The sequence below is a fragment of the Mesorhizobium sp. C120A genome (assembly GCF_030323105.1).
In the GTDB taxonomy this organism is placed as follows: Bacteria; Pseudomonadota; Alphaproteobacteria; order Rhizobiales; family Rhizobiaceae; genus Mesorhizobium.
The window spans coordinates 1,559,858-1,572,061 of sequence record NZ_CP100476.1; the positions used below are offsets into that span (position 1 = coordinate 1,559,858).

The following is a 12,204-nucleotide window of genomic DNA, read 5'->3' on the forward strand; positions in this document are numbered from 1 at the left end:
CCGATCTCCCCCCTTGAGGGGGAGATGGCCGGCAGGCCAGAGGGGGGTGCCAGGGCTCGGCATCTTAAACATCGCACTCACAGCAGCGCCTCCAGCAGCCCGGCTGCCTTCTCAGGCCCGTTCTGGGCCTGCATCTGCGCCGAGGTCTTCGCCAGCCTGATCTTCATCTTGGGGTCAGTCAGGCAGGCTTCGATCCTGCTGATCAGCTGGGCGTCGCTCCAGTCGTAGCGCGGCATGCCGAAGCCGTGGCCGGTTTCCTGGACGCGGGTGGCGTTGTCGTGGCCGTCCCAGACATAGGGCATGATGATGGCCGGCTTGCCGAAATAGAGGCACTCTGTGAACGAGTTGTTGCCGCCATGGTGGATTACGGCATCGACCTGCGGGATGACTGAAGGCTGCGGAAACCAGCTCTCGACGATGACGTTGTCCGGCACATCCGTGTACAGGTCCTTGTAGCCGCCGACATTGACCAGCGCGCGGTAACGGGTCTTTCCCAGTGTTGCGATTATGCGCTTCAACAAATCGACATCGCCGGCGCCGAGGCTGCCGAAGGAGACATAGAGCAGCGGCCCGTCATTGTTCTCGGCGAAGGTCGGCACGGCGTATGGCTTTTCCTGCCGCACGCAGCCTTCGAGATACTGGAATTTCGTCGTATCAAGCGGATGGCGGCGTTTAAACTTTGCCGCTTCGGGATAGAGCAGCAGATTGAGATAGGGCGAGGTCTCGAAGAACTGACCGACCGGGTATGGCGCTTCATTGTTTGCGGTGAGGAAGGCGTTGAAGTCGTCGTGGATGGGCTTGATCACCGCATTGAAATGATCGCGATAGCGCTGGTGGCCGACATGGTCGTTCTCGCCGCAACCGGAGAGATGCGGCGGGATGCCCTCATCCTCGATCTCGTTTTCCGAGCAGGAGATGACGCGCACCCAAGGCTTGCCGAACTGTTTGATGGCCGGAAACAGGATGACATTGTCGACGCAAATGACATCAGGCTTGATGGCGGCTAGGACTCGCGGCAAATCCTTCTGCGCCCATTTGGCGCTGTCGACGATCGCGGTCCAGCAATCCTTCACGTAATTGTCGACCTGATCGTAGGGCGATTTGCGGAAGTTCGGGATGTGGCCGTTGATGAAGTCTTCCCAGAATTTCGCCATCTGCTCGGGCGGCATCGGCTCCGACAGGTTCACCGGATGCGCTTCGAAGCCGTAACCCTTGTAGACATCGACAAAGCCGGGGTCGGACAGGAACACTGCCTTATGGCCGCGCGCCTCGACGGCTTGCGCGATGCCGACCGAATTGAGCGCCGGGCCGTAGGCCGCTTCGGGAAAAAACGCGATCGTCTTCTGCGCCATCAAGCTCTCCTATTCCTGAAAAATTCTGACATCGGCGGCGTCCCAGCCGAGTTCGACCTGATCGCCCGACGAGACCGGCCGGCGGTCGGCGGCATCGGCGGTGACGCGCACCAGAAATGGTTTTGGCGACAGAGGCGTGCGGACATGCAGCTGCAGGTCGAGCCCGTGATAGGCCAGCGCCTCAACCGTGCCGGCGATGCGGTTGGCGGTCTCGGCTGACGGGAACAGCCGGATGCGCTCGGGTCGCACCGAAGCGACAGCGGAAGCGCCGGGTGTGAACTTGGCGGGAACCTTGCCGGTGATGCGCGCGCCGTTCGCGGCGATCACGCCATCCGCAGACATCTTGCCCGGTACGAAATTCATCACGCCGATGAAGTCGGCGACGAAACGGTCGGTGGGATGCTCGTAGATCACGTGCGGCGTGTCGCATTGCAGCAGCTGGCCGTCCTTGAGCACCGCCATGCGGTCGGCCATGACGAGTGACTCTTCCTGGTCGTGGGTGACGATGACGAAGGTGATGCCGACTTCGTGCTGCAGGCGCTTCAGCTCCATCTGCATGGCGCCGCGCAGTTTCTTGTCCAGCGCGCCCAGCGGTTCGTCGAGCAGCAGCAACCGAGGCCGTTTGACCAGCGCGCGGGCAAGCGCGACGCGCTGCTTCTGGCCACCCGACAATTGCTCAGGCTTACGGTCGGCGAAGGGGACAAGCTCGGTGGTGGCCAGAATGGCGTCGACGCGGGAACGGATTTCAGCTTTCGGCAAGCGCTCCATCTCCAGCCCGTAGGAGACATTGGCGCGCACGCTCATATGCGGGAACAGCGCGTAGGACTGGAACATCAGATTGACCGGCCGCTTGTTGGGCGGGGTCCGGGCGATGTCTTTGCCATCGAGCAGTATGCGGCCGCCCGTAGGTGTCTCGAAGCCCGCCAGCATGCGCAGCAGCGTGGTCTTGCCGCAGCCGGAGGGTCCAAGCAGCGCGAAGAACTCGTTCTCGCGGATATCGAGCGAGATGCCGTCGACGGCGGTGACCCGGCCGAACGTCTTCGACACGTTATCAATGGCCAGCAGCGTGCGCGGTTCGCTCATTGGCCGATGATCCCACGGTTGAGCCGCTGCGACAGGGTCAGCGCGGTGATGGATACCGCCATGACGATGGTCGCCAGCGCGTTGATCTCCGGCGTGATGCCGAAGCGGATCATGGCGTAGATCTGCATAGGCAGCGTCGTCGAGGCGCGGCCGGCACCGGCGGTGAAGAAGGCGATGATGAACTCGTCGACCGAGAGCGTGAAGGCAAGCAGAGCGCCGGCAATCACTGCCGGCGCGATGACCGGCAATGTCACACGCCGGAAGGTGGTCAGAGCCGAGGCGCCGAGGTCGGCGGAGGCCTCGACGATCGACCAGTCGAAACTCTTTAGCCTTGCGCGCACCACCGAGCAGACGAAGGCGAGGTTGAAGACGACATGGGCGAGGATGATGGTGTGCAGGCCCATGGTGAGGTTGAGCATCGAAAAGAACGAGAGAAGCGCAATCGCCAGCACGATGTCGGGGATGATCATCGGCGCGAAGATCAGGGCTTCGAGGCCTTTGCCATATTGCCGGCGCATCTCGACGCCGATCGCCAGCAGCGTGCCGAGCAATGTGGCGATTGCGGTCGAGACCAGCGCCACGATCAGCGTGTTGAGCGCTGCAGACAGGATGGCGCTGTTCGAAGTTAGCGAAATGTACCATTTCAGCGAGAAGCCCGACCATGCCGTCGGCAATCCGCCTTCGTTGAAGGACAGCGCCACCAGCACGGCGATCGGGATGTAGAGGAAGGCGAAGACGAGGGTGAGGATCGTCCGCATGCCGATCGTACGGGTGAAGGAATGGGTCATCGCCGGCCTCCGACAATTGGAAGGCAAGCGAACGACCAGAGTCCTTCTTCCCGTTCACGGGGAGAAGATGCCGGCGGGCAGACGGGGGGCAGCGTTGAGCGTCGCAAAGGTTGACGCCGCCCCTCATCCGCCCCTTCGGGGCACCTTCTCCCCGTGGACGGGGAGAAGGCAAGAATTGCGCGGCGCTCAGCCATAGGCGTCACCCCTTGCCTCAGCCGCACGCCCCGCGGCGCGGTCGGCGGCGAGTGCCTGCGCCATCAGTACCAGAAGCATGATGGCGATCAGCGCCATCGCCAATGCCGCGCCAAACGGCCAGTCATTGGCGGTCAGGAACTGGTCGTAGACGAGGTTGCCGATCATCTGGAAGCGGCCGCCGCCAAGCAGCGCCGGGGTGACGAAATTGCCAATCGACAGCACGAAGACGAAGACGGCGCCCGCAGTGATGCCGGGCAGGGTCAGCGGCAGGATGACACGTCGGAAGGTGGTGGCGGCCGAAGCGCCGAGATCGCGCGATGCTTCGGCCAGTTCCGGGTTGAGGCGCGACAGCGGCGCGTAGCAGGCGAGGATAACAAAGGGCAGATAGTTGTAGACGAGGCCGGCGATGACCGCGCCTTCGGTATAGAGCATCGAGGGCGGTTCGCCGGTGTAGCCGAACCAGCGCAAGAGCTGGGTGATCAGCCCTTCGCGGTTCAGCAGCACGATCCAGGCATAGGTGCGGATCAGATAGTTGGACCAGAACGGCAGCACGGCGAAGAACAGGAAAATTGGCTGCCACCGGCGCGGTGCGGCGGCAATTGCATAGGCCGCGGCATAGCCGATCACGACTGCGATGAGCGTCGCGGTACCGGCGATACGTGCTGAGTTGAGGAAGATGCCGGCATAGAGCGGGTCGAAGACCAGCCCGAAATTCCCCAGCGTGAAGGTGTAGTCGATGCCGCCATAGACGCCGCGCCGGAAGAAGGCGAGCGCCAGCACCAGGGCGCATGGGATAACCATCAGCGCGGTCAGCCAGACCAGCGCCGGGGCCATCAGCAGAGAGGAACGAAGTCGGGTCTGGGACAATTTCTCGGGTACCGCTCAGGGCCGGCGGCAGAAGTGCTGCCGGCCGTGAAGTCTGCGCCGCTTACTGCGCGGCCTTGATCTCGCTGACGATCTTGGAATAGTCGCGCTGGGCTTCGCCGACGTCACGCAACTGCTCGAACTTGACGAGATCGGCCACCGGCATCGCCATGTTGGGGAATTTGGCCAGGAAGTCGGCCGGCAGGCTTTCCATCGCCGGCTTGTTCGGCACCTTGTAGTCGATGTTCTGCGCCGCCCAGGCGTGGTTCTTGGCGTCGAGCATGAAGTTGATGAACTTGAAGGCGTCGTCCTTGTGCTCGGACGCCTTCATCACCACCATCGTGTCGACCCACAGGTCCGAACCTTCTTTAGGGATGACGTATTTGATCTCCGGCTTGTCGGCGATGCCGTAATTGCACCAGCCGTCCCAGGCCTGCACCATCAGCGCCTCGCCGGAAACCAGCTTGGAATAGAAGGTGGTGTCGTCATAGGCGAGCAGGGTCTTCTTGGCGGAGATCAGGAGGTCCTTGACCTCGGCCATCTTGGCCGGGTCGGTCTCGTTGACCGAATAGCCCTTGTCGAGCTGCCCGGCGGCCAGCAGCCAGCGATCGGTCGCCAGCATGGTGGTCTTGCCCTTCATCTCGTCGGAAGGGGCGAGCAGGTCGCTCCAGCTCGTGGGCGCCGTCTTGACAAGGTCAGAGCGGTAGCAGAGGCCCGTCGTGCCCCAGGTGTAAGGCACGGAGAAAGCGTTGCCGACATCGTGCGGCAGCTTGGTCGCTTCGGGATAGAGGTTGGCGAGGTTGGGGATCTTGGCATGGTCGATCGGCTCGGTCAGGCCAAGCTTGTTTAATACTTCGGCGAAGGGCGAGGAGACGAAGACCACGTCATAGCCCTTGCCGCCGGCGGCAATCAGCTTGCCCATGATCTCTTCATTGGTGGCGTGCACCACCACTTCGCCGGCAACGCCGGTGGCGGTCTTGAAAGCGGCCATGGCGTCGGGTGCCATGTACCCATCCCAGTTCGAAATAACGAGGTCGGCTGCGGCAGCCGGCACCGAGAGCGTCAGGGCGAGACCGAGAGCGATTGAGGATGTATTGAGCGCACGGCGCCGCAGGCTGGTAGCGGTCATGGCAGTCTCCCATTCGGTTTGATCGTCGAAATCATTTGCCGGACCAAGGCCGGCGACGCGCGCGCCTGCCTCGATCCTGTTCCCTCGGTCTTTTCTCGCCGATTGTACCGACAGTACTATTGCAGAAAAAAGTACGTCAATCCATAATCTGTCAACCGACGGAGGAATTTGGCCGATTGTCCCTGTTCCGGCGATCAGCCAGACCAATGCGCCACATTCGCATTCGAGAAAAGTCATGCAAGCCGTAGCCAGACGACCTCGCACCAACCATCTCGATCTGGCGCAACGCATCCTGGATGTGGCGCGGCAGCGTGGCTTCGAGCCTGGCGCCCGCCTGCCCGAACAGCAGATCGCCTCGCTGTGCAATGTCTCGCGCACGCCCGTACGCGCGGCACTCGGCCTGCTCGCGGAACGGGGCGTGGTGCGCTGGGAGGCCGACAGCGGTTATCATCTGACGGTCGACCTCGCCGCCCAGCCCGCCATTGCCGCCGAACTACCCAGTGCGGAGGAAGACGAGCTCGCCGAAGCCATCCTGCGCGACCGCTCGGCGCGACGGTTGGACCAGACGGTGACCATCGCGGGGCTGATGCGACGCTACGACGCTGATCGCAAGACGGTACTAAAAGCACTTAACAAACTGACCGACGAGAATCTTCTGGATCGTGCGCCTGGGCAATCCTGGTTGTTTCGCCGCGCGCCGGACGATCCGGAGGCGCAAGGCGAAAGCTACGAGTTCCGCCTGGTGCTGGAGCCGGCGGCCATCCTGACGCCAGGCTTTCGGCTGGACGGGGCGCGGGCAGCAATGTTGCGGCAAGGCATGGAAGCGCTTGCAGCGCTGCCGGACGAGACATTCGACACGCGCGAGTTCCAGCGGCTGGACATGGATTTTCATGGCATGATCGCCGAGGGCTGCGCCAACCGTTTTGTGTCGGATGCATTGGCCGATCATCTCCGCCTGCGCCGGCTGCCGGGCATCTATTCCGGCGTCAACGTGTTTCGGCTGCGGCAATCGTTGCGCGAACACTCGGGCATACTCGACTATCTTGAAAGCCGGCAGTATGAGGTGGCTGCCGATCTGCTTCGCATCCACCTGCGGCTCTCCCGCAGCCAGCGACCGCAAGCAGCCAGCCGCGGAGCTCCCGCACTGTTCGGCATGATCAGCCGGCCGGATTGAAGAGGAATAATTGACGCGTAAAGCCAGCCCGACCATCGCGCTGTTTCCCGAAGCCAGTTTCGGCGCCGCGTTGAATTGCGTCGGTATCGCACAGGCATTGCGCGCACGGGGCGCTCGCCCCGTCTTCATCTGCCATGCCGGCTTCTCCGGCGTCTTTACCGACTATGGCTTCCAGGAATACCATCTGCCGACGGATGAGCCGCTGAGCGACAGCGACCGCCAGAGCTATTGGCAGGCCTTCGTGCGCCGGCACCTGCCGCATTTCCGGCTGAGCCCGATCGACCAGCTCGAGACCTATGTCGCGCCGACCTGGCAAGCGATCGTCGACACCGCCGTCAACGCCGAGGCGCCGCTGCGCCAATTGCTGGCGCGGCTGAAGCCGGACGCGGTGGTGCTCGACAACGTCATCATGTTCCCGGCGATCGCCGCCGCCGGCTGCCCGTGGGTGCGCGTCGTCTCCTGTGCCGAGACGGAACTGCCGGATGCCGAGGTGCCGCCCTATCTCTCGGGGATGGGTGCCGACGACCCGCAACGTACGGCGTTCGAAGCGCGCTATCTCGCGGCCTCCGCACCCGCGCATGAGCGCTTCAACCGTTTTCGTGCGGATGCCGGCTTGGCGCCGTTGCCCAAGGGCCTGTTCCTCGAGACATCACCCGACCTCAATCTGCTGCTGACGCCAGCGATCGTACGGCGTGAGCGGGCCGAGCCGCTCGACCCCAAACGCTTTGTCTATCTCGAAGGCTGCGTGCGTTCGGAAGGGCCATTCGAGGTGCCGGTGTTTCCGCGCAATGGCGGCCCGCTGGTCTATGTCAGCTTCGGCAGCCTCGGCGCGATGGATGTCGGGCTGATCGAGCGCATGCTCGCCGTCTTCGACAGGCTGCCGGCGCGCTTCATCGTCAATGCCGGCGGCCTGCGCGACGCCTATCGCGCGGTGCCGGACAATGTCTATCTCGACGCCTGGTTTCCGCAGCCTTCGGTGGTGGCGAAGTCGGACCTGTTCATCCACCATGGCGGCAACAACAGCTTTTGCGAGGCGCTGCGCTTCGGCGTGCCGTCGCTGATCATGCCCTATTGCTGGGACGGTCACGACAATGCGCAACGCGCGGGAGAGACGGGCGTGGGCGACCATATCGGCCGCGACGCCTGGACCGAAGGGGGATTGGAGAGAGCCATTCTCGGCCTGCTGGCCGACGATGCGATGCGCGCCCGCCTCAGGGACAATGCTGCCAAGATGGCGCTGACCCCTGGAACGGATGTGGCCGCGCAAGCCATACTCTCTCTCATAGGTACGTGAACCAAAATGCAGGACAAAAATACCAACACCGCTCTCTTCACCGGCAACGATCCCAAGGCCTGGCTCGCCCAGCACGGCATCACGGAGGTCGAGTGCCTGGTGCCCGACATGAATGGCGTGCTGCGCGGCAAGGCGCTGCCGACAGCAAAATTCCTCAAGGCGCTGGAAGACCGCGCACTTTACCTGCCGAGCAGCGCTTTCCTGGTCAGCATCGATGGCCGCTACTCCGGTTCGATCGACGAAGGCTTTGCCTATCAAGACCCGGATATGCGCATGGTGCCTGATATGTCGACGCTGTGCCTGGCGCCGGGCGGTGGCGCTGGCAAAGCCTATGTCTTCGCCGACGCCTTCCACATGGAAGGCAAGCCCTGGATGGCCTCGCCACGACATGTGCTGCGCGCCGTGCTCGATCTCTACCGGAAGCGCGGTTGGCGCGCGGTGGTGGCGCCGGAAGTCGAATTCTATCTGACCGCGCCCAATCCGAATCCCGACCAGCCGCTGACGGCACCGGTTGGCGCCAATGGCCGCGCCGAGGGCTCGCAGCATCCCTATGACATGGTGGCGCTGGAAGAATTCGAGCCGGTGATAAGGCGCGTCTATGATTATGCCGCAGCCGCCGGCCTGCCGGTCGACACGCTGATCCATGAATCGGGCACCGCGCAGCTGGAGATCAATCTGCTGCACGGCGACGCGGTGCCACTCGCCGACCAGGTGCTGCTGTTCAAGCGGCTGACTCGCCAAGCAGCGCAGCAGAGCGGCATGCACGCCACCTTCATGGCCAAGCCGATCGCCGCGCAGGCTGGCAGCTCGATGCATCTGCACATGTCTGTCGTCGATGAAACGACAGGCGCCGCGCTGTTTGCCGACAGAGATGATGCAGACACCGAAATGTTCGGCCATTTCATCGGCGGCCTGCAGAGATATGTGCCCGAGATCATGCCGCTGTTCGCACCCAACGTGAACTCGTTCCGCCGCATCCGGCCGAACCACAGCGCACCGGCCAACATCGAATGGTCGCATGACAACCGCTCTTGCGGCCTGCGCGTGCCGGCAGGTGGCCGCGCCGCCCGGCGGGTAGAGAACCGCTTGCCGGGAGCGGATTGCAATCCCTATCTGGCGATCGCCGGTTCGCTGCTTGCCGGCTATCTCGGCGTCGAGCAGAAGCTGGCGCGCTCGGCTGAGGCCTCGGGCAATGCCTACAAGATCAAAAGCACGCTGCCGAAAACGATGGAGGAGGCGCTTGATCGTTTCATTGCTTGCGAGCCGGTGCGGGCATTGCTCGGCGAGGATTTTTTCCAGACCTATCTGCGCGTCAAGAGCGTCGAACTCGACCTGTTCCAGAGCGTGGTGACGAGCTGGGAACGCGACCATTTGCTGCTGAAGGTGTGATCATGGCCTCCGGCTCAACGGGTTTCAATTCGAGCCTCGATATCGGCAATTCCTATTATGTCGCCACCGCCAATCCGGCGCCGGACCATCCGGCGCTGGTGGGAGATGTCGGCGCCGATCTGGTGGTGGTCGGTGGCGGCTGCACCGGCCTGTCGGCCGCCCTTCATGCCGCCGAGCGCGGCCTGAAGGTGGTGCTGCTCGAAGGCGGCAAGATCGGCTGGGGCGCGTCGGGCCGCAATGGCGGCCAGATGATCCCCGGCCTGCGCAAAGGCGCCAAGGGGCTGGTCAAGCTCTACGGCCCCGAGCGGGCGAAGGCGCTGTTCGACCTCGCCTTCGAGGCGCGGGGCCTGGTGCTCGACATCATCGAGCGCCACGCCATCGACTGCGATCTGCGGCTGACCGGCCATCTCGTCGGTGCCGTTAATGGCTCCGACCTCAGGGATCTCGAAGACGAGGCCAAATGCCTCGAGAGCGTGATGAAGTTCCGCGACGTCGAGATCCTGTCGGCGGCGCAGGCACGCGGCAAGGTGGACACGCCCTATCATGGCGCGATGTATGAGCCGCTCGGCGGCCATATGCATCCGCTGAACTACACGCTTGGCCTTGCCCATGCCGCCGTGGCGGCCGGTGTCGTCATCCACGAAAATTCCGTCGCGGTGAAGCTGGAGCGCGAGCCTTCGATCCGGGTCTCGACGGCGCAGGGGTCGGTAAGGGCCAAACATGTCGTGCTGGCCGGCGACGCGTTGCTGCATGGGCTGGAGCCGCGCGTCAACAGCCGCATCATGCCGGTCGGCAACTACATCGTCGCCACCGAACCGCTGGAGGGCAAACACAATGTCATCCCGGCCAATGTCGCGGTGTCCGACACGCGCTTCGTCGTCAACTACTACCGCATGTCGGCGGACGGTCGGCTGCTGCTCGGCGGCGGCGAGCGCTACACGCCATCGCCGCCGGCCGACATTGCCGGCTTCGTGCGGCCGCATATGGAGGCCACCTTCCCGCAACTGAAGGGCTGCCGCATCGATCATGCCTGGGGCGGCCTGGTGTCGGTGACCACGTCGCGGCTGCCGCATGTCGGGCACTATGGCGAGGTCTATTTCGCGCATGGCTATTCCGGCAAGGGCGTCATCCTGTCAACGCTGTCGGGCAAGCTCTTGGCCGAAGCGATTACGGGCGACGCCTCGCGGCTGGACCTGTTCTCGACGCTGACGCCGATGCCGTTCCCGGGCGGTACGGCGCTGCGGGGCCCGCTCTATGTGCTGGGGATGTTGTGGTACGCGATGCGCGACCGTATCAAGCATTGAGGTTAGTACCGGCGGGTGGATCATCGGAGGATTGCATGCGTGATTTTCAGTTCCCCGGCAGCTCGCCAGTTCGCGCGACAGAAGCGATGGCGGCGACATCGCATCCGCTGGCGACGCTGGCCGCCATCGACATGCTGCGCTCCGGCGGCAATGCCATGGATGCCGCTGTCTGCGCTGCGGCGGTGCAAGGCGTCGTCGAGCCGCAATCGACCGGCATCGGCGGCGACTGTTTTGTGCTCTACAGTCCCAAAGGCGAGGGCGATGTTCTCGCTTTCAACGGCTCGGGGCGTTCGCCCGCTGCGGCAAATGCCGAATGGTATCTGGAGCGGGGGCATAGCGAACTGCCTGCGGCCGGACCGCATGCCGTCACCATACCAGGCGCCATCGATGCATGGTGCCGGCTACTCGAGGACCACGGAAAAAAGGGCATCGACGCCGCGCTGGCGCCAGCCATTCGCTATGCCGAACAAGGCTATGTCGTTTATGATCGCGTCGCCTTCGACTGGGCCGACGAGGTCGCCCTGCTCTCAGCCGATGAACATGCCGCGCGCATCTTCCTGCCGGAGGGCAGGGCGCCGCAGGCGGGCGATCTGCACCGCCAACCGCAACTGGCGGAAACCTTGCGCGTCGTCTCGAGCCAAGGTCGCGCCGGCTTCTATGAAGGCGCGGTCGCCGAGGACCTGGTAGCGCGTCTTCGCGCGCTGGGCGGGCTGCATGCATTGGAGGATTTCGCCGAGACCCAAGGCGACTACGTCAAGTCAGTGAAGACATCCTATCGCGGCCACGACATCCACCAGATGCCGCCGAACAATCAGGGCATGACGGCGCTGATCATGCTCAATGTGCTTTCCGGCTTTGCGCTTAACTCGCTGGAGCCGAACAGCGCCGAGCGGCTGCATCTCGAGATCGAAGCCGGCCGGCTTGCCTATCAGGACCGCGACACTTTCATCGGCGACCAGGATTTCGTTGATGTCCCCGTCGAGAAACTGTTGTCGGCAGCGTATGCGGAGCGGCTGCGCGCCGCCATCGATCCGGCCCTCGCCATGACGCATCTGCCGCGGCTTGAGCTGTCGCGCAGCGACACCGTCTATATCTCCGTGGTCGACCGCGACCGCAATTCGGTCAGCTTCATCAACTCGACCTTCGGTTCCTTCGGCAGCGGCGTCGTCGGTCCCAAGACAGGCGTCGTGCTGCAGAATCGCGGCAGCAGTTTTCGCCTCACGGAAGGCCATCCAAACAGTATCGCGCCGCGAAAGCGACCGATGCACACCATCATGCCTGGCATGGCGACGCGAGGGGGTAAGGTGGTGATGCCGTTCGGGGTGATGGGCGGCGGCTACCAGCCGTTCGGCCATGTCCATCTGCTGACCAACATGATCGATTTCGGGATGGACCCGCAGCAGGCACTGGATGCGCCACGGGTGTTCTACAAGGACAATGCCGTGCTGGCCGAGCGCGGGATTCCGGCTGAGGCGATCGCCGGCCTGCGTCAGCGCGGCCATCAGGTTTCGATCGCCGAGGAGCCGCATGGCGGCGGCCAGTTGGTGCTGATCGATTGGGAAAAGGGCACGCTCACCGGTGCCTCCGATCCGCGCAAGGACGGTTGTGCGCTGGGCTACTGATCTGCGTTGC

10 protein-coding genes are annotated in these 12,204 nt (G+C 63.7%); 5 read left to right on the forward strand and 5 right to left on the reverse strand.

The annotated features are described in order from the left end of the window. Positions 1 to 77 precede the first annotated feature (77 nt). The 5 genes from NL532_RS07670 to NL532_RS07690 form a co-directional block, all read right to left on the reverse strand. Positions 78 to 1,352: a glycosyltransferase gene (locus NL532_RS07670; RefSeq protein WP_023830129.1), complete on the reverse strand. Its 1,275-nt coding sequence runs from the start codon at positions 1,350 to 1,352 to the stop codon at positions 78 to 80. A 9-nt stretch (positions 1,353 to 1,361) separates the two neighbouring features. Next, positions 1,362 to 2,435 (reverse strand): ABC transporter ATP-binding protein, encoded by a 1,074-nt coding sequence (locus NL532_RS07675; protein ID WP_023830128.1) that lies wholly within the window; start codon positions 2,433 to 2,435, stop codon positions 1,362 to 1,364. After that, positions 2,432 to 3,223 (reverse strand): ABC transporter permease, encoded by a 792-nt coding sequence (locus tag NL532_RS07680; protein WP_023830127.1) that lies wholly within the window; start codon positions 3,221 to 3,223, stop codon positions 2,432 to 2,434. Before NL532_RS07680 ends, NL532_RS07675 begins: the two co-directional genes overlap by 4 nt. A gap of 186 nt (positions 3,224 to 3,409) precedes the next feature. Then, the gene (locus tag NL532_RS07685) at positions 3,410 to 4,252 is read right to left on the reverse strand and encodes an ABC transporter permease (protein ID WP_023830126.1); all 843 of its coding nucleotides are present in this window, start codon (positions 4,250 to 4,252) and stop codon (positions 3,410 to 3,412) included. Between the two features lie 94 nt (positions 4,253 to 4,346). Next, positions 4,347 to 5,411: a polyamine ABC transporter substrate-binding protein gene (locus NL532_RS07690; protein WP_023685711.1), complete on the reverse strand. Its 1,065-nt coding sequence runs from the start codon at positions 5,409 to 5,411 to the stop codon at positions 4,347 to 4,349. A gap of 235 nt (positions 5,412 to 5,646) precedes the next feature. On the opposite strand from NL532_RS07690, the gene NL532_RS07695 reads away from it, so the two are divergent. From NL532_RS07695 to ggt, 5 genes are read left to right on the forward strand one after another with little or no spacing between them, the layout of a single operon-like run. Beyond that, positions 5,647 to 6,585: a GntR family transcriptional regulator gene (locus tag NL532_RS07695; RefSeq protein ID WP_023685712.1), complete on the forward strand. Its 939-nt coding sequence runs from the start codon at positions 5,647 to 5,649 to the stop codon at positions 6,583 to 6,585. Between the two features lie 10 nt (positions 6,586 to 6,595). Continuing rightward, complete coding sequence (locus tag NL532_RS07700; protein ID WP_023830125.1) at positions 6,596 to 7,879, forward strand: glycosyltransferase; 1,284 nt, start codon at positions 6,596 to 6,598, stop codon at positions 7,877 to 7,879. A 6-nt stretch (positions 7,880 to 7,885) separates the two neighbouring features. Next, a complete protein-coding gene (locus NL532_RS07705) occupies positions 7,886 to 9,268 on the forward strand; it encodes a glutamine synthetase family protein (protein ID WP_023830124.1) in 1,383 nt (460 codons plus the stop codon). 2 nt (positions 9,269 to 9,270) lie between these two features. Then, a complete protein-coding gene (locus NL532_RS07710; RefSeq protein ID WP_031203580.1) occupies positions 9,271 to 10,572 on the forward strand; it encodes an NAD(P)/FAD-dependent oxidoreductase in 1,302 nt (433 codons plus the stop codon). Between the two features lie 35 nt (positions 10,573 to 10,607). Next, a complete protein-coding gene (gene ggt / locus NL532_RS07715) occupies positions 10,608 to 12,194 on the forward strand; it encodes a gamma-glutamyltransferase (RefSeq protein ID WP_023830122.1) in 1,587 nt (528 codons plus the stop codon). Positions 12,195 to 12,204: the final 10 nt, after the last annotated feature.

Coding starts and splice junctions, on each gene's coding strand:
- NL532_RS07670 (WP_023830129.1), bottom strand. CDS start 1,352: ATGGCGCAGAAGACGATCGCGTTTTTTCCCGAAGCGGCCTACGGCCCG.
- NL532_RS07675 (WP_023830128.1), bottom strand. CDS start 2,435: ATGAGCGAACCGCGCACGCTGCTGGCCATTGATAACGTGTCGAAGACG.
- NL532_RS07680 (WP_023830127.1), bottom strand. CDS start 3,223: ATGACCCATTCCTTCACCCGTACGATCGGCATGCGGACGATCCTCACC.
- NL532_RS07685 (WP_023830126.1), bottom strand. CDS start 4,252: ATGGCCCCGGCGCTGGTCTGGCTGACCGCGCTGATGGTTATCCCATGC.
- NL532_RS07690 (WP_023685711.1), bottom strand. CDS start 5,411: ATGACCGCTACCAGCCTGCGGCGCCGTGCGCTCAATACATCCTCAATC.
- NL532_RS07695 (WP_023685712.1), top strand. CDS start 5,647: ATGCAAGCCGTAGCCAGACGACCTCGCACCAACCATCTCGATCTGGCG.
- NL532_RS07705 (WP_023830124.1), top strand. CDS start 7,886: ATGCAGGACAAAAATACCAACACCGCTCTCTTCACCGGCAACGATCCC.
- NL532_RS07710 (WP_031203580.1), top strand. CDS start 9,271: ATGGCCTCCGGCTCAACGGGTTTCAATTCGAGCCTCGATATCGGCAAT.
- ggt (WP_023830122.1), top strand. CDS start 10,608: ATGCGTGATTTTCAGTTCCCCGGCAGCTCGCCAGTTCGCGCGACAGAA.